Raw genomic sequence first — 19,619 nt, 5'->3', positions numbered from 1 at the left:
ATCGTCTGATGGCCGTGACCTCGTATCGCCGCCGTTGGACGCTGGACGATCGGGCCGAGTCGGTCTGGCACTCGCTCCCCGTCGACATCCCGGCCGACTGCCCCGGCCTCCTCGTCACCCTCACCGTCCCGCCGGTCGAAGGCGCCGTCATCGACATCGGGTGCGAGGGCGCGGCCGGCTGGCGCGGGTGGTCCGGCGGCGCCCGTCAGACTTTCGCCATCACGCCCGACGCCGCCACCCCCGGCTACGTGCCCGGCGACCTCGAGCCAGGCACCTGGTGGATCATCCTCGGCCTCCACCGAGTCCCACTCGAAGGCGTAGAACTCCTCGTCGAAGCCACCACCGGGCCGGTCACCACCATCCCCGGCCTCACGGAGTACGCCGACGCCTCCGCCGCCATCGCCGTACCACCACGGCCGCCGCGCCGTACCCTGCCCGCCTCCTCCGGGCTGAAGTGGATCGCTGGTGATTTCCACGCTCACTCGCTCCACTCCGACGGTTCCACCCCGATCGCCAACCTCGCCGCACTCGGGGCCTCGGCCGGTCTCGACGTACTCGCGGTCACCGACCACAACACCGTCGCCCACCACGCCGAACTCCCCACCCTCAGCAACCGCTTCGGCATCGGCCTCATCCCCGGCCAGGAAGTCACCACCGACACCGGCCACGCCAACGCCTTCGGTGAAATCGGTGCGATCGACTTCCGCAAACCGGCAGCCACCTGGGTCACCGAAGTCGCCCGCCGCGGCGGGCTGCTCTCGATCAACCACCCCCTCGGCGGCGACTGCTCCTGGCGCCAGCCGCTCCCCGAACACCCGCCCTTGGCCGAGATCTGGCACTCATCCTGGCTGGACCACACCTGGGGCGGCCCCATCGCCTGGTGGCAGGCCTGGGACCTCGAAGCCACAACGCCCATCGGCGGCAGCGACTGGCACAACCCCACGTCCATCACCCCACCCGGCACCCCCACCACCTGGATCGCCATCGACGCCTCCGCCGAAGGCCCCAACGAACTGCCCGCTGCCACCCTGGAAGCCCTGGCCGCCGGCCGAACCGCCCTCTCCTGGTCCTACACCGCGCCCGTCCTAGTACGAGTCGACGACGAGCTCGTCGCCCTGGACGCCCCCAACACCCTTGTCATCTCCCCCGACGGCACCCGCCACCCCGTCAACTCCACCCAAGCCCACCTCCCCGCCGGTCCCGGCCCCCACCTCCTCGTAACCCACACCGGCGAATTCCTATCCGCCTGCGCCTAACCCGAACGGGTTAACCCGGCGGCGGGCTCGCGTTGGCTCAGGTGCTCGTGCTGGCGCGGAGTGCGCCACGGGGTGCACGGCAGCGTCTCCGCATGCCGGCGCCTACGCGGCGGCCAGGACAACCGCCGCCTCCAGCGGGCCTGCCCTGGTACTCACGGTGGCGCCGGTGGCGATCGAGTGGGACGGCACGTGTTCGCATGCCGGAGCCAGGCGACCAGCACACATGACCGACGCCGGCCACACATCTCCCTCACAGGCCGAGGACGCCGGAAAGGTCCGCACAAGCGGACGACGGGCAATCAGGCGAATCACGCGTAGATCCCGGGTCAGCATCGGCCAGGTCGCTTGAGGTCGCCGCGATGCTCGGCTATTTCGGCAGGTCGTCGAGCTGGTCGAGGAGCCAGCGGGGGCCGGTGGTGGTGGCGCCGATGGGTTCGACGCGTTGGCGTAGGCCGCGGTCTGCTGTGACGACGGTGACCTCGGGATGGTCTGGCTGCCCAACAACCTCCGCGGTCACATCCACGATCGCGTCGTCACCAGACGCCGGCGCGAGCACTACCCGAACGTGTCCGGTGTCAGGCGCGTCCTCCCCGGATGCCGCCCGATTAGCAGCGCCTTCCAGTACGACGACCAATTCCGTCTCCGGCAACCGCTCCTGCAAAGCAGCAACCCGCACAAGCAGCCGCCGAGCAGCCCCCACCCGATCCCGCCACCACCCATCCGGCCGAGACCCCACCACGTTGGCAGCATCAACCACAACCACCCGACTCCGCCCACCGTCCACCGCCCCAGTCTCCCCCCACCAACACCCACCCCAACCACCCGACGCGCACACAACCCGAGCCAACCCCTCACCACCCATCGACCTCGTACGCAGCGGAACGCACTTGCTCGCAAAGACGGAGCTCCCTCGGCGGAGCGGCCGGTGGGAGCGGCTGGTGCAAAGCAGCTGGGGGGGCGCGGCTGTGCAAAGCAGCTGGTGCAAAGCAGCTGGGGCAAAGCAGCTGGTGGGGAGAGGTACGCCGTAGAAGGCGCGCGGCGGCAGGTACGCCGGGAGCAGGTACCCGGTTCGTCGGGAGCAGGTGCAGGGGGAGCCGCGACGCGAGGGCGGGTGCGCGAAGGCGCCGGCTGGGAGCGTGGGAGCAGGTACGCCGGCAGCACGTACGCCGGAGCAGGTAAGCGGGCCCCGGTACGCCGGGAGTAGGCCGCCGGAGCAGGAGCAGCCGCGGCAGCACGTACGCCGGACCAGGCGTGGGACCCGAGAGCAGCTGCTCGGGAGCCGGGACGCGAGGGCGGCGGGGCGCGGGAGCAGGTACGCCCGGACCAGCGCGCGGCAGCGCGTACGCCTGGTCCAGGTACGCGGCAGCACGTACGCGGGAGCAGGCGAGGGACCCGAGAGCAGCCGCGCAGGAGCCGGGACGCGAGGGCGGCGGGGCGCGGGAGCAGGTACGCCGGGAGCAGGCGCGCCGGACCAGGTACCGGAGCAGGCGAGCGGGACCCGGTACGCGGGAGCAGGTAGGCGGCACCCGGTATGCGAGGGCGGTGGCGGGGAGCGCGGGAGCAGGTACACGGGAGCAAGCGCGATGGCACGTACGCCGGACCAGGCGCGCGGCGGCACGTGCGCCGGAGCAGGAGTGGGACCGAGAGCAGCTGCGCGGGAGCCGGGACGCGAGGGCGGCGGGGGCGCGGGACCAGGTCCGCCGAGAGCAAGCCCACCGAAGCAGGCACGCCGGACCAGACGCGCGGCAGCACGCACGCCGGACCAGGCGCGCCGGGAGCAGGTATGCCGGACCAGGTACGCGGGAGCAGGTACGCCGGGAGCAGGCGAGTGGGACCCGATGCGCGGGAGCAGGTGTGCGGGAGCAGGCGTGCGGGACTCGGTACGCGAAGGCGGGTGCGCGAGGCCGGCGGCGGGGAGCAGGTACACCGGCAGCACGTACGCCGAAGCAGGCGCGCGGCAGCACGTGCGGCCGGAGGCGGGTACGCCCGAACAGGCCTGCGGGGGCGGGTGCCGCGGGGAGCGGGTACTCGGGAGGTGCGGGTACCCGCAGCAGGTACTCGGAGCAAGGTACGCCGAAGAAGGCGGGTCGCAGCACGCGCGGTGAAGCGGATGCGCGAGGGCGGGTATGCGGGAGCAGGTGGGTGGGAGGGGCCGGGTGTTGTGGTTGGGGTTAGTCGAGGAGCCAGCCGTTTTGTTCGGCTCGTTGGATGGCGTCGGAGCGGGTGCGGGCTCCGGTTTTGCCGATCGCGGACCAGAGGCGGGTGCGGACTACGCGCTCGGAGACATCGAGCTTGCGCGCCATCAGCGCGACGGAGCCGCCCTCGCGGGCTGCGCGGAGGGTTTCGGTTTCGCCCTCATTCAGCGGGGTCTCGGAGTATTGGAGGGTTTCGGCGGCCAGGTTTGCGTCGACGACGCGGAGGCCCAGGTGCACCCGGCGTACGGCATCCGCGAGCTGGGGTGCCGGACAGCCTTTCAACGCGAACCCTTTGGCGCCGGCGTCGAGTCCACGGCGCAGGTGTACCGGTCGACCGTACGTCGTGAGCATGACGACCCGGCACTCCGGCATCGATGTACGGAGCTTGGTGGTAACGGTGATGCTGTCGCTGCCCGGTCCGCCCGCGTCGAGTAGAGCGACGTTGGCGCGATGTCGCTTCGCCGCACCGACGACGTCGTCGGTTCTGTTGAGCTCGGCAACGACCTCCAGATCGCGCTCGCGCTCCAAACCGCTGCGAAGCAAACCTCGGCTGAGGATCTGGTCATCGACCAGCAGCAGCCGAATCCGGTCGGGCAAGCGGGACCTCCGAGGTAGCTGTCCGGGCGTCGGGGAAGTACGTCCGGGAACATGAGCAGGACTCGGTTCCAGATCATGGAGCGCGGTCCCGCACGTCGTCCACATCAACGCGGCATCTCTACCAGATTGCGACCAGATCGCGACCACACCAGGACCGGGCTCGGCACATCGACGGCTGACCGACAGCGGACGGGGTCAGAGCGGGCCGGCTCGGGAGGTCGCCGTGAGCGTCGGGTGAGCCACCGGAAGGTTGAGCTCGAGTGACACCACGACGGTTACAGCGTTGCTGGTCACGTCACAGTTGGCGAGCCTGACCTTGTTGAGGATCGCTGCTCGTGCGGCGACCTCGCAGGGTGTGGCAGGTGGCGTGACGGGCGGAGGTTGATCAGCACTCGGCGGGCCCTTGGCAGGAATTTGCTGCGTAGTCAGTGAGACCTCGCTCGTGCGTCCGGAGTCGGTGGTCTGAGCGACCTCGGCGGTCCGTGCTGGCTCGGTCGCCAACGGAGAGTTTGTGGGGTTGGTGGGTGACGTGTCGGCTTGGGTGGTGGCGAGGGATTGGGCGGCGCTTAGGGCGGTCAGGTCTGCCGCGGCGGTCAGTCTGTGGCGGGCGGTGGAGATGGAGGACCAGATCGTGGCTGCGGCTACGGCTGTGAGGAGGAGTACCGCGGCGAGCAGGGTGTGGAGGGTGGCGCTGCCTCTTTCGGAGTGGGTCATGGGGCCGCCTCTGGTTCGGCTTGGAGGGTGGCGGTTGCCGTTAGGCGGGTGGGGGTTAGAAGGGCGAGGAGAGGTGGGGTGTGGGTCGGAGTGGCGATGACGGTTACGTGGATGTCTGAGGCTTCGCGCGTGATGGTGATGGTGCCGGTTGGGATGGTGCGGTGGCCGATGGCTTTCGCTTGATCGGGTGGTTCGCCGCGGGCTACCGCGCGCGCCACGTCGCGAGCGGCGTCGATGCAGCGGATGTTGAGTACGACGAGACCAATGGACCAGATACCTAGCAGGAGCAGGGAAAGCAGCACGGGGAGAGCAATCGCCAGCTCCGCGGTGACCGCGCCTCGCTCGGTGCGGCGTGAGTTGTTGGTGCGATCGGAGCCGTTGGTTTGAATTGTGCGCGGGGGTCGGCTGGGCATCTTGAGTCCTTGGGTGGCGACCGGTCGGGGAGGGGTCGGGCCGACCGGTCGCCGGTTTGGGGGTTAGAGGTGGACGCCGTCTACGCCGGCGATCTTCAGGGCGTAGTTGATGAGGGCTTTGAGGGCGTTCTGCATCAGCGGGGATTTGAGGAGAGCTACCAAGATTCCGCCGAGGCCGCAGGCGGCGACGATGGTTACGGCGTACTCGGCGGTTGCGGCGCCGCGTTCCGTACGAGCGCGCAGGGCGCTGAAGGTGCGAGTGCGCATGCGGCGCAGGGTGCGAGGACGGCAATCCTGGGGGGTGTGGGAGCAGACGGGCTCCACGGTCTGGGTGTGGACAGGCTCGGAGGTGTGGGTGTCGGTGGGCTCGGGGATGCGGGCAGCGGTCTGAGCGTGGGGCTCCGGAGTGTGCGGGCGGTGGATAGGGAGATGGTTGCTGGGGGCCACTACTGAGATGGACATCTGGGATCTCCTGGGTCGGGGTAGTTGCGGGGCTTGTTGACAACATGCCGTTGTGGGGTTGGGTTTTTGCTGGGGAGTTTGGGGTTGTGGATTACGGGGTTAGAGGTTGGTGAGGTAGGGGACGAAGAAGTCGGCGATGGTGGGGACTATTGAGAGGAGGACGAAGGCTGGGAGGAAGCAGAGGCCTAACGGGAGGGCTGCGCGGGACTCTGTGGCGCGGGCTTGTTGGTCGGCGGCGTGGTGATGGGAGCGGCGGGTTTCGTCGGCCAAGTGTTCGAGGGTTTTGGACAGTGGAGCGCCGGAGCGGAGCGAGCGGGTGATGGCTCGGGCCATGGGGGCGCAGGCGGGCTCGGCGCGTAGGTGAGCCCAGGCGGTGGCTGGGTCCGCGCCGAGGGTCAGGTGGCGGGCGATCTTGGTGAAGAGGTCGGCTAGGGGACCGGGGAGGGCTTCGGCTACCAGGGCCAGTGCGTGTTGGGGTGGGCGGCCGGCTCGGAGGCAGGCGGTCAGGAGATCGATGGCAAGCGGGAGATCGCTTGTCAGCTGGGCGTTCCGTTGCTTGGTGGCGGCCGGTTCCAGGCGAGAGAGGGCCCGCGGGACGGCGTACCAGGCAACGGCGGCTGGGATCGTGCCCCAGGGGAGGCCGATGAGGAGTAGGGCACCTAGGGCCGTGATGGTTGCGGCGAGGCGGTGGAGGGGTGGGGTTCGAGGGCGGGTGCGGGGTCGGGGTTGGGTCAGGCGGCGGAGGTTGGGACGGGGCGGGATCAGGAGATAGGTGCTTAGGGCAACGGCTATGGGGGCGGCGAGGGTGTGAGGCATGCGCGGACCTCTGGGAGGCGGGTGGTTAGGTCGGGTGGTTGGACAGACGGGTGGTCCAGCGGAGACCTGCGGCGGTGAGGGCTAGGCCGGCGGTCAGGCAGAGCCAGCCGGCTGGGGTGGCGGTCAGGAAGGTGAGGGGGTGGGCGCCTAGGGAGTAGCCGAGGGCAATGCCGAAGACCGGGAGGACGGCGAGGATTCGGGCGGTGGAGCGGGCGCCGGCGAGGCTGGATTCGGTTTGGCGGTGGATTGCTTCGTCGGCGCGGAGAGAGTTGGCGAGGCGTTCGGTAAGGGCGGCGAAGGCGGCGCCGGACTCTTCGGTGACGCGCCAGGCGGCGGCCAGGGCTCGGAGGCTTGTTGCGCCTGGGTTGTTCGAGGCTTGGATCAGCGCGGTGGGTACGTCAGCGCCGAGCTTGGCTGCGGCGTGGGCTACTTCTAGGTCGGGGCTGATGGAGGCTGCGCCTTCGAGGGCGGTGATGGGTGGACGGCCGGCGGAGAGGTCGGCGGCCAGGACGTCGAGGGCTTCGATGATGTTCGCGCGACGGGCTGCGGTGGATTTCTGGTGCTGATGCTGGGTTCGTTGGCTGGCGATGAGGATCAGTACGGCGGAGATCGCGAGAGCTGAGACAAGGGCTTGGGCACCGAGGATCGCTGTGGCTAGGGCCGTCGGAGGCGCGAGGAGGCCGGCGCGGGTTAGCCGCGTACCGAGACCGCGGGTTGGTTGGCTGTCCGCGGCGCTGGGTTGTGCCTGGGCCAGTGATGGGCGCAAGCGGTTGGTGGATTGGGTTTGTAGGCGGTGGAGGGCGGCGGCTGGTCGCGGGAGAGCGAGGGCGCAGGTGAGCAGGGTTAGGAGCGCGGCGAGGAACGCGGGGGTCATGCGGCACCGGCTGCGGGCTGAGGGAGGTTGGTGAAGAGGTGAGCGGGTGGGTGGAGGGTGAGGGTGTTGTTGGGGTGGAAGGTGACGGCGGGATGGGTAGTCAGGCGGCCGTTGGAGTGGTGAGCGAAGGTGTGGACTTCGGCTATGCGGCGGTGGCCGGCCGGAGATCGGGTCAGGTGGATCACAGCGTGTAAGGCCGAGGAGACTTGGCTGTGGACGGCTTCTCGGGTGAGGCCGGCCAGGGCACCCAGAGCTTCGAGGCGCGCGGGGACGTCTGCGGCCGAGTTGGCGTGGATGGTGCCGCAGCCGCCTTCGTGACCGGTGTTCAAGGCGATCAGGAGGTCGACGACTTCTGGGCCGCGGACCTCACCTACTACCAGGCGGTCGGGGCGCATGCGGAGGGCTTGGCGGACCAGGTCTCGGAGGGAGATCTCGCCGCTGCCTTCTACGTTGGGCGGGCGGGCCTCGAGGCGGACGACGTGTGGATGGTCGGGGCGTAGTTCGCTGGCGTCTTCGACCAGGACCAGGCGTTCGGAGGGGTCGGCCAGGGAGAGCAGGGAGTTGAGGAGGGTGGTCTTGCCGGTACCCGTGCCCCCGCTGATGAGGAACGCGAGGCGGGAGTCGAGGAGGTCGCGGAGGATCGGCACGCCTGCTGCGGGCAGTGCGCCGGCTGTGACCAGGGCGTCGAGGGTGAAGACCTTGCGGGAGGGGACGCGGAGGGACAGGCAGGTGCCGGGGGCTGCGATCGGGGCGAGGATGGCGTGGAAGCGGGTGCCGTCGTTGAGACGGACATCGACGTACGGCGTGGAGTCGTCGAGGCGGCGGCCTGCTGCGGCGGCTAGGCGGGTGGCGAGGCGTCGGATCGCGGGCTCGTCGCCGGTGCGGATGGCGACGAACTCCAGTCCGTTGCCGCGGTCTATGTAGACCTCGTCGGGGCCGTTCACGAGGATGTCGGTTATGCCCGGCTCGGCGAGGAGGCTGTCGAGGGGGCCGGCGCCCAGGGCTTCGCGTCGGAGGGCGGTCACGACCGCCAGGACCATGGCGTCGCCGCAGATGGTGCCGTCGGCTCGGAGAGCTGCTGCTACGTGAACGGGAGTTGGTGCGGCTCCGGTCAGGGCGAGGGTGCCGCGGACGCGGTCGAGTAGGTCGGTGGGGACGGCCGTAGTTGTCACGAGATCACCAGTTCTGGGCGGTCAGGCGGGTGTTGGTTCGGGAAGGTTGAAGAGGTCCAGCACGGTGGTGGCGGCTTGGGTCAGAGGGCTTCGGGGGGTGGGGGTGAAGTGGCCTTGGTCCATGGCGGTGGGGAGGGTGCGGTCGGGGGCGAGTTTCGTTGCTAAAGGCAAGGAGAGATGAGCGGCTACGTCGGCGGGTGACAGACCGGGGCGGGAGGTGCGGGCAACTACGCGGAGGTCGCCCGCCACGGAGCGGAGCGGCCCGGAGAGGCGTTTGGCGGCGGCTACTGAGCGGACGTCGCAGGGGACGACGAGAAGGGTGGCGGTGGAGCGGATGAAGCCTTCCTCGACGGTGGGGTCGGCGCGGCGGGGTAGATCCAGGACGACCAGGTCGTTGCTGCGTTGGGCGGCGCCGATCACCGAGCTCATCGTGTCCGGCGGGAGGACGGTGACGTCGGACTGATCCCAGGACAGAACCGCGAGGCCGTCGACGGATGGCAGGGCCGAGCGGAGGGCGGCCGCACTGACGCGGCCGGAGGCGTTGAGGAGCTTGGGCCAGCGGTCACCCGGATCGCGTTCGATGCCCAAGGCAAGCTCGATGCCGCCGCCGAGTGGATCGCCGTCGATGAGCATCGTCCGGAATCCGCGCCGGTTGCCGAAGACTGCAACGGCAGCGGCGAGCGTGGTGGCGCCCGCTCCCCCGCAGCCGCCGACGAAGGCAAGCGTGACGGCTGTGCGACTGACGCCGTCCAAGGCGTCGGCCAGTTTGCCGGCGAGAACGGACTCGTCGTCGGGCAGGCGACAGACAACGTCCGCGCCGACGTCGAAGGCGCAGCGATAGAGATCGTCGCCGTCGAGTGCTGAGCCGACCACCACGACTCCTGATCGTTGAGCGGGTTGGAGGCGGGCCAGTGGCTCGGCCAGGTCGCGGCCGATCACGACCAGTGAGCAGCTGTGCCAGTTGCGCCTGAGGCCGTGCAGGTCCGGCTCGACCAGGGGTGTGATCGACGCGGCCGCGGCCAGGCGAAGGAGATCGTCGAGCAGGACTTCGTTGGTAGTTGCCATGAGCACCGAGGTGGTTGGTGAGTTCGTGTCCATGCCTAGAAAGATGCCGTTGTTCGGCCTGCTTCGAGCAGACGAGCGAATCCCTGTGGACAAAGCGTTGTCGGGTTTCCGTCAGCAGCGGGAACCCGCCACGACGAGCCCGCGACCAACACGTCGGGAACGGTTACGGTTCCTTTCGAAGCGTCTTTAACTAAATTTCACCGGACCGCTTCCGTCCCATCGCTCCGGAGGATCTCTGATGAGTCGATCCCGCCTGCTCGCCGCCACCTCAGCCGTCGCGGCCACCGCACTGCTCACCGCCGCCGGCGTCTCTCTCGCCGGTCCGGACGCCGCCACCACCGCCAACGCCGCGACCACGGCGCAGGCGAGCAGCGGTGGCGTCAAGACGGCGTACTTCACCCAGTGGGGTATCTACGCCAACGCCTTCTATCCCAAGAACCTGATCACCACCGGCGCCGCCGGAAAGCTGGACTTCCTGAACTACGCCTTCGCCAACATCGACCCGGCCAACCACACCTGCTTCATGGCCAACAAGGCCGCGTCGCAGGACGAGAACAACCCGAACGCCGGTGACGGCGCGGGTGACGCGTTCGCGGACTACGGCAAGTCGTACGGCGCGGACATCAGCGTCGACGGTGTCGGTGACGTCTGGAACCAGCCGATCCAGGGGAACTTCAACCAGCTCAAGAAGCTCAAGGCGAAGTACCCGAACCTGAAGATCCTGATCTCGATCGGCGGCTGGACGTACTCGAAGTACTTCTCCGACGCCGCCTCCACCGACGCCAAGCGCAAGGCTTTGGTCAGCTCCTGCGTGACCATGTTCCTCAAGGGCGACCTGCCGGTCATCGACGGCTTCGGCGGCGCCGGTTCGGCGGCCGGGATCTTCGACGGTGTCGACATCGACTGGGAGTACCCGGGCTCACCGAACGGTCACGTCGGCAACCACTACAGCGCCGCGGACAAGCAGAACTTCACGTTGCTGCTGGCCGAGTTCCGCGCGCAGCTCAACGCGTACGGCAGCCAGACCGGCAAGCGTTACTACCTGACCGCAGCCACTCCGGCCGGCCAGGACAAGATCGCCACGATCGAGACCAACAAGATCGGGCAGTACCTCGACTACAACAACGTGATGACGTACGACATGCACGGCGGCTGGGAGGCCACCGGGCCGACGAACTTCCAGGACCCGCTCTACACAGCGCCGAACGACCCGAGTAACCCGATCCCGCCGGGTCAGGGCAAGTACTCCGTCGACGCCGCGGTGAAGGCCTGGACGACGGGCGACTCGGCGTACGGCATCCCTGGTGGGTTCCCCGCGAACAAGCTGAGCATCGGATACCCCTTCTACTACAGGGGATGGAAGGGTGTACCGGCGACAGCCAACGGCAAGTACCAGACCGCGACCGGACCGGCCGACGGACATGCGTTGAGCGGCAACGTGCCTGGGGTCTCGTTCTACAAGGAGCTCACCGGCTTCGTCGACAACCCGTCGAGCACGTACTTCGACGACGCCACGAAGTCCTCGTGGTTCTACAGCAACGGCACGTTCTGGTCGGGCGACAACGCCCAGTCGATCAAGGCCAAGGCCGACTACCAGCACTGCAACGGGCTGGCCGGCGCGATGATGTACTCCCTCGAGGCACTCGACCCGGGCGTAACCCTCTTCAACAACGTGGTCAACTCGGTCAACGCCGACACCGCCGGCTGCAGCGGCCCTCCGACGACGCCGCCCACCACACCGCCCACCACGCCTCCCACGACACCGCCTACAACGCCCCCGACCACGCCTCCCACCACCCCACCGACGACGCCGCCGACATCGGCTACTCCGTGGGCGCCGAACACGACGTACGCGACCGGTGCGCTGGTGACCTATAACGGCGTCACCTACAAGTGCATCCAGGGCCACACCTCCCTGACCGGCTGGGAGCCACCGAACGTCCCCGCACTCTGGGGCCAGGTCTGATCACGTACCGCCCCAACTGATCGGAGCATCATGAAACGCATCTCCCTGGCGATAGCGGCCATCACGGCCGTCGTCATCGCATTGCTGACCGCACAGGCGGCCAGCGCGGCAGGAGTCTCTGCCACCTTCACCAAGGTGTCCGACTGGGGCACCGGCTTCGAGGGCAAGGTGACCGTGACCAACGGCACCACCAGCTCTCTCAGCACCTGGTCGGTCGCGCTGGACTTCCCGTCCGGCTACACCGTCACCAGCACCTGGGACGCCAACCACACCAGCAGCGGACAGACGCACACGTTCACCCCGCCGAGCTGGGCCGGACCGCTCGCTCCAGGCGCGACGGTGAGCTTCGGCTTCAACGGCAGCCCGGGCAACTTCGCCGGCCTGGCCGCCTGCCGGTTGAATGGCGGCTCGTGCTCCGGCGGTGGTGGCGGCACCGTCCCGGGCGCACCCACAGGGCTGTCCGGTACTGCGTCAGGCACGTCGGTCAACCTGTCCTGGTCCGCTGCCTCGGGCGCCACCAGCTACAACGTCTACCGCAACGGCACGAAGGTCGGCTCGCCCAGCGGCACGTCATACACGGACTCCGGTCTCAGCGCGAACACGTCGTACTCGTACCAGGTGAGTGCGTCCAACAGCGCAGGTGAAGGCTCGAAGAGCAGCAGCGTCTCGGTCACGACCGGCACCGGCGGCGGGAACACGGGCACCAAGCAGGCGGCGCCGTACCTTTACATGGGTTGGGGCGACCCGCCGAGCCCGGCCACCGTGATGAACGCCACCGGCATCAAGTGGTTCACCATGGCGTTCGTCCTCTCCGGTGGCGGCTGCAGCCCGGCCTGGGACAGCACCCGTCCGCTGCAAGGCGGTGCGGACGCCAGCGCGATCGCAGCGATCCGGGCGGCCGGCGGTGACGTCGTACCGTCGTTCGGCGGCTGGAGCGGGAACAAGCTCGGCCCGAACTGCAGCACCCCGGAGGCACTTGCCGGCGCGTACCAGCAGGTGATCAACGCGTACAACCTGAAGGCGATCGACATCGACATCGAGAACTCCGACGAGTTCGAGAACGAGGCCGTGCAGGACCGCATCCTCAACGCGCTGAAGATCGTCAAGCAGAACAACCCCGGCATCCAGACCATCGTCACGTTCGGTACGTCGACGACCGGCCCGACGTACTACGGCAACCGGCTGATCGACCAGTCGAAGGCGCTCGGCGCGAACATCGACATCTTCACGCTGATGCCGTTCGACTTCGGCAGCTCGAACATCTACAACGACACGGTCGGCGCGTCCCAGGGCCTGAACAACAAGCTGAAGTCCACCTTCGGCTGGTCCACCGCGGAGGCGTACGCGCACCAGGGCATCTCCGGCATGAACGGTCTGTCCGACCAGCAGGAGATGACCACGACCGCGACCTGGCAGAACATCACCAACTGGGCCAAGAGCAACGGGCTCGGCCGGCTGGCGTTCTGGTCGGTCAACCGCGACCGCGGTTGCGCCGGCGGCGGTGTGGTCTCGAACTGCAGCGGCATCGCTCAGGGCGACTGGGACTTCACCCGCATCACCGCAGGCTTCTGACCACAGCGGTACGGCGGGGTGCCCACGAGGCACCCCGCCGTACTACCGAAGGAGCTTCAGCCGGCCTTGATCGCGTCGATGATCAGACTGTTGCGGGCGTTCTGCCCGAGGGGGACCGACGGGTGCAGGCCGTCGCGGAGGTACCGGGCCAGCCGGTTCGGGCTGGAGGCCAGGTGCTCGGCCCAGTGCACAATGCGCAGGTTTTCGTGGCGGCGCTGTGCCTCGGCGAGCTGCAGGTTGATCCAGGCGCTGTTGCGCTGGTCGGCGACCCTGATCTCCGGGATGAACGCGGTGCGGGCAGCCTGGACGTTGACCCAGTAGACGGTCCGCTCCGGGCCGGCGATCTGCATGGTCCGGTCGACCTGAGCGGCCACTGCAGGCGGCGTGAAGATGTCGTTGGAGCCGACCGACATCAGGATCCGGTGCGGCAGGCCGTAGTCCTGGGCCCAGGTGTCCAGCGCGTCGACCGCGGGCGTCACCGGGCGACCGGCCCAGTTGTGCACGGCGGTCATGATGCCGAGCTTCGCCAACTGCCGGGCCAGCGCCGGTCCGTCCTGGACGCCGATGCTGTCGCCGAACATGAAGACGCCGTCGTTCTCCCGGGTCCGGCGGATCTGCGCCTCGTTCGAGATTGCGCGCGCCTGGCGCTCCCACGCCCCGAGCAGACCGGAGCCGTAGTTGCCCAGTGAACCCAGTCCGCTCGCTCCGGCGGTCGTGGCCTGTGGGGAGCCCGGGGCCGCCTCGGCCGCGGACGCCGCCGCAACCGTCGACGCAGCCGCCGCGGTCCCGGCTGCGAACAGCAGCCGCCGACTCGGCCGGAACGAACCCAGACGCTTCCTCACGCAGGAAAGAGTGCGGTGGAAAGCCCCTTCTCTGCAAGTCGACACCTGGAAAATTGGACGAACGCTACGGAAGTCGTTGTCAAAGCAGTCAGCTGGACGTGACCGGCCGGGATCGGACGAACGTCCGGAAACGCTCCGCCGCGGGCGTCAGCGGCGTACTCAGCCGCCATGCCATCCCGATCTCCCGCCGGGCCTGTACGCCGGCCAGCGGTACGGACACCGCGCCGCTGTCGGTCCCGCGGACCGCGCCGGCCGGAAGGATCGCCACACCGAGTCCCGCGCCGACCAGGCTGTCGATCGTGGCGAGGTCGGTCGCCTCGAACGCCAGCCGAGGGCTGAACCCGGCCGTCTGGCACAGCTTGTCGGTGATCCGCTGGAAGCCGAAGCCGGGCTGCAGCGCGACGAACGGCTCGTCGCGGGCCTCCTCCAGCTCGACCCGATGCCGCGCCGCCAGCGGGTGTCCGGGCGGCACATGCAGGCACAGTCGCTGCCGCTCGAGCAGGTGCCAGCCGAAGCGGGCAGGGTCAGGCCGGGGCGCGACGATCGCGATCTCGGCCTCGCCGGTCTCGAGGTCCTGGACGATGTCGTGCGCCGGCTCCTGTCGCAGCGCGAATCCGATGTGCGGCGCTTCCGCACGGAACGCCTTCAGCAGGTCCGGCATCAGGCTGGTCGCCACCGAGTGCAGGAACGCCAGCCGCACAGTGCCGGACTCCGGGTCGACAAGCGCGTCAATCCGCCGGCGAGCGGTGTCGACCGCCGCGGTCCCCGCACGCGCGGCCTCCAGCACAAGCCGTCCGTACGGATTCAGGCGTACGCCGCGGCGCTCCCGCTCGAACAGCGCCACCCCGAATGCCCGCTCGACCCGCTGCAGCGAGCGGGACAGATTCGGCTGACTGGTGCCCAACACAGCGGCCGCCTCGGTCAGGTGCTCGGTCTCCGCCAGCACGGCGAACCACCGCAGATCCTCGACATGCATACTGAAATCGTATCGATTTCTGCTGAGATTGACATTTTACGTATTGCACAAGCCGTGCGACCGTCGAAGACATGCACCAGTCCGTCGCTCACCAGACCGGGTACCTGCCCGGAGACCCGGAGTACCGCAAGCTCTCCGTCGCGCTGTTCGCGGCCGGACTGGCCACCTTCGCCCTCCTCTACAGCACTCAGCCGCTGCTGCCCCAGCTCGTCGACGCTTTCCACGTCTCCCCCAGCCAGAGCGCCTTCAGCGTGTCCTTCGCCACATTCGGCCTCGGTCTGGCGCTGCTGGTCGCCGGCCCGGCGTCGGAGGTCCTTGGCCGGACCAATCTGATGCGCTGGTCGGTCGCAGCGACCACCGGGTTCGCGCTGCTCAGTGCGTTCGCGCCCTCGTGGCACCTGCTGCTGGCACTGCGTGGCCTGCAGGGGATCGCGATGGCGGGCCTGCCGGCGGTCGCCATGGCCTATCTGCGCGAGGAGGTGCACCAGGACAGCCACGCGCGGGCCAGCGGCCTCTACATCGCCGGTACGGCGGTCGGCGGTATGGCCGGACGCCTCATCGCCGGCGGGCTGTCCGACCTCGGCGGATGGCGGTTCGCGACCGGTGGCATCGCCGCGGTCGGCGTACTGTGCGCGGCGGTCGTCTGGCTGCTCCTGCCAGCGTCGCGGAACTTCCGCCCAAGCCCGGCCCGCCGCCGTGAACTGTTCTCGATCCAGGTACTGCGGGACCCAGCGCTCCTGGCGCTCTACGGGATCGCGGCGACGGCGGTCGGCGCGTTTGTCGCCGTCTACAACGGCGCGGTCTTCCGGCTGTCCGGTTCGCCCTACGAGCTGAGTGCTGGTGCGGCCGGGCTGGTCTTCTGTGTCTATTTGCTCGGATCGGCGGGCTCGGCGACAGCCGGGACGCTCGCGGACCGCTACGGGCGGCGCAAAGTGGTCCCGGTCGGGTGTCTGATCACTCTGGCCGGAGTCGCGATCACACTGGCTGCTCCGCTGCCGCTCATCGTGCTGGGGCTGGCTGTGATGACGGCAGGGTTCTTCGCGGTGCACGGCGTGGCCAGTGGCTGGGTGCCGGCTCGGGCGCACGCGAGCGGAGTCGGGACCGGGCAGGCGTCGAGCATGTACCTCTTCTCCTTCTACCTGGGGTCATCGGTGTTCGGAGGGCTCGCCGGTACAGCGTGGAGTCGTGCCGAGTGGACCGGCGTGGCGGGAGAGGCAGGCGCACTGTTCGTCGTGACGTTCATCCTGGCGATCTTGCTCAAGAACGTTCCCAGCAAGGTGCCAAACTAGCTGGGTGACGAAGGCGACGGATGCGGCTGATCAGTTGGGTCTCACCTACGAGGTGACCAGGCACGGCCGGGTGAACTCGTTGGAGGAGGCCGCGGCGGCGCGGGGTATCGAGCCGGCGCGCTTGATCAAGACGATCGTGGTGCGGTTGTCTGACGACGACTACCGGTTCGTGCTGGTGCCCGGCGACCGGGAGATCGCGTGGCCGAAGCTGCGGACGCTGCTCGGAGTGAACCGGATCTCGATGCCGGACAAGGACACCGCGTTCGACGTCACGGGGTACGTGCGCGGCACGATCACACCGCTCGGCAGCACGCACGCCTGGCCGGTGATCGCGGACGAGCGGATCACCGGCACGATCTCCATCGGCGGTGGGGACCATGGCGTCGGCATCACAGTGGACGCACAGGCACTTGCCAAGGCTCTGAACGCAACAGTGGCTGACGTCACCGACTAGGCGAGCAGTCCGCGTTGGCCGGCGCGGAGACCGGCCTGGAAGCGGGTGGTGGCGTCCAGGGCCTTCAGGATGCGTTGCATTCGGCGTTCTACGGTTCGTTGAGCGACTCCCAGGCGGCGGGCTATGGCTTGGTCTGTCAGACCGGCTGCGGCCAGCGACAGGAGCTGCTGGTCCTCGGAGGTCAGCGGCCCTTCGGAGACCGCCGGCGTCAGCGGACTCGCCTGCTGCCACAACAGGTCGAAGAGCCGGAGCAGGGCGTCCAAGAGACTGGACGGGCCTAGCTCCACGATCACGTCGGAGGCCGTCGGCAGTAGAGCAGTCCGACGATCGACCACGATCAATTTGAGCGGGACGTCGCGCAGCATCCGGCAACAGCCCGCCGATCGCGCGGCGATCAGATCGCCAGGCTCCGACAGTGACGCCATGTCGTAGATCGTCCGGTACGTCACCCCGTGCGCCCGGCGAGGCTCCACGGCGTACGGCATCCGATCCAGCACGAGTACTTCGTCCTGCGCGCACTGCTGCGCCTGGTAGAACCGCTGCGCGATCGCCTCGGCTCCTCGAATGACCGTGAACGCGTCCGGTTGCCGGAACTCGGCAGTCAGCACCGAAGCACCCAGCCGGGCCTCGACGATCGCGGCCTGCCGCCGGAGTGCGAGCAGCTCGACCGCAGCCTCCGGTACTGCGGGCAGGTAGCGGGCCGGACGGCCTGGCGTACGCGACGCCAGGCCGAGCGACAGCAGAGACCGGAGATGGCGGCCGACCCGGTTGGCGGGCCAGTCGACGAACGCGGTCAAGTCAGTGGCGGTGGACTCCGGGCGGGCCAGAAGCGCCCGGTAGAGCTGCTCGTCCTCCGAGCAGACACCGAGCGCCTCCAGCACCGGAGCCGGTCGATAACTGTGCATGATCAGGGCAGCGAGTGCACGTGGCCGCCGACCTGGTTCGCGAACTGGTTGCCGTTCGCCGCGTCCCAGTTGGTCGACCAGGCCATCGCCCCGCGCAGTGACGGCCACGGGGAGCTCGGCTTGTAGCTGCCGCAGCCGGTGCCCTTGGCCAGGCAGTCCAGAGCGTTGTTGACCACCGTCGGCGACACGTACCCGCTGCCGGCCGCCCGCGACGACGCCGGCAGGCCGAGGCCGACCTGGTCGGGACGCAGCCCGCCCTGCAGCATGATGCAGGCCTGGGCGGTGATGAAGTCGACCGAGCCCTGCGAGTAGACCTGTCCGTCGCAGCCGTTCATCGAGCCGGAGTTGTAGTACTGCACGTTGACGATGGTCAGGATGTCCTTGATCGCCAGCGCGAGTTTGAAGTACTCGAACGACGTGCTCTGCATGTCGATCGTCTGCGGCGCCATCGTGATCACCAGCCCGCTACCGAACTGGCTCTGCAGGCTACGCAGCGCCTGCCCCATGTACTGCGCGTTGACGCCGTTCTCCAGGTCGATGTCGATCCCATCGAAACCATAGGTACGCAGCACCGACAACGCACTGGACGCGAAGTTGGCCGCGGCTGTCGGGTCCGCCACCGAGATGGTGCCGTTCTGACCGCCGACGGACAGGATGACCTTCTTGCCGGCCGCGTGCTTCGCCGCGATGTCAGCCTTGAACTGGTCGACCGTGTAACCACCGAGCCCGGCGCTGTCCAGGTTGAACGTGATGCCGCCCGGCCGTGACGCATCGGCATCCGCGAAGGCCACCGCGATCAGGTCGTACGCCGCAGGCACGTCGGAGATCTTCTGCACGGTCGCGCCGTTGTTGAAGTTCTGCCAGTACCCGGTGAGCACATGTGCGGGCAGGTTGCCGACCGGCGGGTTGGTGCCGCCGTCCGACGTGGTGCCCGACACCGCAGCGCCGTACGGCGAGCAGTTGCCACTGGGATCGCAGGCTCGCACCTTGAACGAATACGTCGTCTGAGCAGCCAGGCCGGTCGCGGTCCAACTGGTGACGTTCCCGACGCTCTGCGCCGCTCCGGTCCCGCGGACGACGTCGTAGTGGTCGATGCCGCTCGCGTCGGAGGCAGCAGACCAGTTGAGCTTCAGTGAGCTCGAGGTTGGGCTGCCCACCGTCAGACCACCCGGCGTCGACGGAGGAGTGGTGTCCTGAGTCCCACCGGGGCCGTCCAGTACGACGTCGTCGGCCTGGTACGCCGGGAGGGCGTACCAACTGTGGACGTAGATCGTCACCGACGTCGCCGAAGCGCCCGTGGTGAACGGCACGGTCAACTGGCTCCAACTGGAACTAGTTGTCCACGTACTGGGACCACCCTCCACGCCCAGGTAGACATTCGATCCTTTGACCCACGCCGACAGCGTGTACGCCGTATTGGGCTGGACCGCTATCGACTGGGAGCACTGGGCGATGTCGCTCCCGCTCGGAGTGGCCTGGAGGGCGTACGAGCCGGAGTGCGGGGAGGACGTCGTGACGCCGCCGGCCGGGCAGGACCAGCCGGAGAGCGTGCCGGACTCGAAGCCGGCGTTCGTGACGAGATTGGTGGCCGCGGAGGCGGCGCCGGGGGCCAGGAAGGCCATGAGTACGGCGAGCAGGCTGATGACGACCGCTGCCTGGGGGCGGTGTGCAGGCGGTTTCATGTTCTACAAACTGTGACCAGGCAATTACATTGTCAAGACCCTACATAAAATGAGAACGCTCCCATGCGCAGAAAAACGAGAATCTTTACAGGTACTTGGCGAAGAGAAGGCGCCGTCACCTGGAGGTAGAAAGGCGACGGCCCCCGGCGGGGGGGTGACCGGGGGCCGTCTTCGGCCACGGGCTCGGGGGGAGGAGCCGGGGGCCGTTCAGGAGGCGACAGTCTGCCACTGTCAGGGGGTATGTACCCCCCAAGACCAGGCTTCACACATCTCAGTTCGATTTCAACTGATTGTCTGCTGCCCGAGCGCCGATCGCGCCCGATCAGGCGCTTCCAGCCAGTGCCACTGTCACACTGCCCACCAGTCTAA

The 19,619-nt window shown here is 68.6% G+C and carries 18 protein-coding genes; 5 read left to right on the top strand and 13 right to left on the bottom strand.

The features are described 5' to 3' along the window. Positions 1-8: 8 nt before the first annotated feature. Positions 9-1,256, top strand: a complete 1,248-nt coding sequence (locus ACIA58_RS09640; RefSeq protein WP_396403142.1) for a CehA/McbA family metallohydrolase — start codon at positions 9-11, stop codon at positions 1,254-1,256. Between the two features lie 367 nt (positions 1,257-1,623). On the opposite strand, the gene ACIA58_RS09635 is transcribed toward ACIA58_RS09640, so the two are convergent. The 9 genes from ACIA58_RS09635 to ssd form a co-directional block, all read right to left on the bottom strand. Further along, positions 1,624-1,956: a hypothetical protein gene (locus tag ACIA58_RS09635; RefSeq protein WP_396403141.1), complete on the bottom strand. Its 333-nt coding sequence runs from the start codon at positions 1,954-1,956 to the stop codon at positions 1,624-1,626. A gap of 1,471 nt (positions 1,957-3,427) precedes the next feature. After that, positions 3,428-4,048 (bottom strand): response regulator, encoded by a 621-nt coding sequence (locus tag ACIA58_RS09630; protein WP_396403140.1) that lies wholly within the window; start codon positions 4,046-4,048, stop codon positions 3,428-3,430. 195 nt (positions 4,049-4,243) lie between these two features. Next, positions 4,244-4,762 carry a pilus assembly protein TadG-related protein gene (locus ACIA58_RS09625; RefSeq protein ID WP_396403139.1) on the bottom strand — a complete coding sequence of 173 codons (519 nt, stop codon included), beginning with the start codon at positions 4,760-4,762 and terminating at the stop codon, positions 4,244-4,246. Beyond that, positions 4,759-5,175, bottom strand: coding sequence for a TadE family type IV pilus minor pilin (locus tag ACIA58_RS09620; protein ID WP_396403138.1), 417 nt, complete (start codon positions 5,173-5,175; stop codon positions 4,759-4,761). The genes ACIA58_RS09625 and ACIA58_RS09620 overlap by 4 nt, the downstream gene beginning before the upstream one ends. 63 nt (positions 5,176-5,238) lie before the next feature. Continuing rightward, positions 5,239-5,442, bottom strand: a complete 204-nt coding sequence (locus ACIA58_RS09615) for a DUF4244 domain-containing protein (RefSeq protein ID WP_396403137.1) — start codon at positions 5,440-5,442, stop codon at positions 5,239-5,241. Between the two features lie 294 nt (positions 5,443-5,736). Next, positions 5,737-6,453: a type II secretion system F family protein gene (locus ACIA58_RS09610; protein ID WP_396403136.1), complete on the bottom strand. Its 717-nt coding sequence runs from the start codon at positions 6,451-6,453 to the stop codon at positions 5,737-5,739. 25 nt (positions 6,454-6,478) lie between these two features. Continuing rightward, entirely contained in the window at positions 6,479-7,327 is an 849-nt protein-coding gene (locus ACIA58_RS09605; protein WP_396403135.1) for a type II secretion system F family protein, read from the bottom strand. Beyond that, positions 7,324-8,499 carry a TadA family conjugal transfer-associated ATPase gene (locus tag ACIA58_RS09600; RefSeq protein WP_396403134.1) on the bottom strand — a complete coding sequence of 392 codons (1,176 nt, stop codon included), beginning with the start codon at positions 8,497-8,499 and terminating at the stop codon, positions 7,324-7,326. The genes ACIA58_RS09605 and ACIA58_RS09600 overlap by 4 nt, the downstream gene beginning before the upstream one ends. Positions 8,500-8,520: 21 nt before the next feature. After that, positions 8,521-9,597 carry a septum site-determining protein Ssd gene (gene ssd, locus ACIA58_RS09595; RefSeq protein WP_396403133.1) on the bottom strand — a complete coding sequence of 359 codons (1,077 nt, stop codon included), beginning with the start codon at positions 9,595-9,597 and terminating at the stop codon, positions 8,521-8,523. A gap of 205 nt (positions 9,598-9,802) precedes the next feature. Between ssd and ACIA58_RS09590 the strand changes: the two genes are divergently transcribed. Further along, entirely contained in the window at positions 9,803-11,530 is a 1,728-nt protein-coding gene (locus tag ACIA58_RS09590; protein WP_396403132.1) for a glycosyl hydrolase family 18 protein, read from the top strand. A 30-nt stretch (positions 11,531-11,560) separates the two neighbouring features. Beyond that, positions 11,561-13,102 (top strand): cellulose binding domain-containing protein, encoded by a 1,542-nt coding sequence (locus ACIA58_RS09585; protein WP_396403131.1) that lies wholly within the window; start codon positions 11,561-11,563, stop codon positions 13,100-13,102. 56 nt (positions 13,103-13,158) lie between these two features. Here ACIA58_RS09585 and ACIA58_RS09580 read toward each other — a convergent pair whose 3' ends face one another. Further along, positions 13,159-13,944, bottom strand: a complete 786-nt coding sequence (locus ACIA58_RS09580; protein ID WP_396403130.1) for a hypothetical protein — start codon at positions 13,942-13,944, stop codon at positions 13,159-13,161. Between the two features lie 88 nt (positions 13,945-14,032). Further along, positions 14,033-14,920 carry a LysR family transcriptional regulator gene (locus tag ACIA58_RS09575; protein WP_396403129.1) on the bottom strand — a complete coding sequence of 296 codons (888 nt, stop codon included), beginning with the start codon at positions 14,918-14,920 and terminating at the stop codon, positions 14,033-14,035. Between the two features lie 71 nt (positions 14,921-14,991). On the opposite strand from ACIA58_RS09575, the gene ACIA58_RS09570 reads away from it, so the two are divergent. Both ACIA58_RS09570 and ACIA58_RS09565 read left to right on the top strand, forming a co-directional pair. Then, the gene (locus ACIA58_RS09570) at positions 14,992-16,209 is read left to right on the top strand and encodes an MFS transporter (protein ID WP_396403128.1); all 1,218 of its coding nucleotides are present in this window, start codon (positions 14,992-14,994) and stop codon (positions 16,207-16,209) included. Positions 16,210-16,213: 4 nt separating this feature from the next. Continuing rightward, the gene (locus ACIA58_RS09565) at positions 16,214-16,663 is read left to right on the top strand and encodes an aminoacyl-tRNA deacylase (RefSeq protein WP_396403127.1); all 450 of its coding nucleotides are present in this window, start codon (positions 16,214-16,216) and stop codon (positions 16,661-16,663) included. Here the strand turns inward: ACIA58_RS09565 and ACIA58_RS09560 are convergent. Together ACIA58_RS09560 and ACIA58_RS09555 are read right to left on the bottom strand one after the other, a co-directional pair. After that, positions 16,660-17,568: a helix-turn-helix domain-containing protein gene (locus ACIA58_RS09560; protein WP_396403126.1), complete on the bottom strand. Its 909-nt coding sequence runs from the start codon at positions 17,566-17,568 to the stop codon at positions 16,660-16,662. The two genes, ACIA58_RS09565 and ACIA58_RS09560, sit on opposite strands and share 4 nt — an antisense overlap. A gap of 2 nt (positions 17,569-17,570) precedes the next feature. Then, a complete protein-coding gene (locus ACIA58_RS09555; RefSeq protein WP_396403125.1) occupies positions 17,571-19,250 on the bottom strand; it encodes a chitinase in 1,680 nt (559 codons plus the stop codon). Between the last annotated feature and the right edge of the window lie 369 nt (positions 19,251-19,619).

Source organism: Kribbella sp. NPDC051586, assembly GCF_044453965.1.
Classification (GTDB): Bacteria; Actinomycetota; Actinomycetes; order Propionibacteriales; family Kribbellaceae; genus Kribbella.
The sequence above is the reverse complement of the archived record's forward strand: the minus strand, read 5'-3'. Positions and strand labels throughout refer to the sequence as shown.

What these genes read in the sequence shown, in the direction of transcription:
- ACIA58_RS09585 (WP_396403131.1), top strand. Translation starts at nt 11,561, where the DNA reads ATGAAACGCATCTCCCTGGCGATAGCGGCCATCACGGCCGTCGTCATC.
- ACIA58_RS09610 (WP_396403136.1), bottom strand. Translation starts at nt 6,453, where the DNA reads ATGCCTCACACCCTCGCCGCCCCCATAGCCGTTGCCCTAAGCACCTAT.
- ACIA58_RS09605 (WP_396403135.1), bottom strand. Translation starts at nt 7,327, where the DNA reads ATGACCCCCGCGTTCCTCGCCGCGCTCCTAACCCTGCTCACCTGCGCC.
- ACIA58_RS09570 (WP_396403128.1), top strand. Translation starts at nt 14,992, where the DNA reads ATGCACCAGTCCGTCGCTCACCAGACCGGGTACCTGCCCGGAGACCCG.
- ACIA58_RS09615 (WP_396403137.1), bottom strand. Translation starts at nt 5,442, where the DNA reads ATGCGCACTCGCACCTTCAGCGCCCTGCGCGCTCGTACGGAACGCGGC.
- ACIA58_RS09575 (WP_396403129.1), bottom strand. Translation starts at nt 14,920, where the DNA reads ATGCATGTCGAGGATCTGCGGTGGTTCGCCGTGCTGGCGGAGACCGAG.
- ACIA58_RS09640 (WP_396403142.1), top strand. Translation starts at nt 9, where the DNA reads ATGGCCGTGACCTCGTATCGCCGCCGTTGGACGCTGGACGATCGGGCC.
- ACIA58_RS09560 (WP_396403126.1), bottom strand. Translation starts at nt 17,568, where the DNA reads ATGCACAGTTATCGACCGGCTCCGGTGCTGGAGGCGCTCGGTGTCTGC.
- ACIA58_RS09625 (WP_396403139.1), bottom strand. Translation starts at nt 4,762, where the DNA reads ATGACCCACTCCGAAAGAGGCAGCGCCACCCTCCACACCCTGCTCGCC.
- ACIA58_RS09555 (WP_396403125.1), bottom strand. Translation starts at nt 19,250, where the DNA reads ATGAAACCGCCTGCACACCGCCCCCAGGCAGCGGTCGTCATCAGCCTG.
- ACIA58_RS09620 (WP_396403138.1), bottom strand. Translation starts at nt 5,175, where the DNA reads ATGCCCAGCCGACCCCCGCGCACAATTCAAACCAACGGCTCCGATCGC.
- ssd (WP_396403133.1), bottom strand. Translation starts at nt 9,597, where the DNA reads ATGGACACGAACTCACCAACCACCTCGGTGCTCATGGCAACTACCAAC.
- ACIA58_RS09590 (WP_396403132.1), top strand. Translation starts at nt 9,803, where the DNA reads ATGAGTCGATCCCGCCTGCTCGCCGCCACCTCAGCCGTCGCGGCCACC.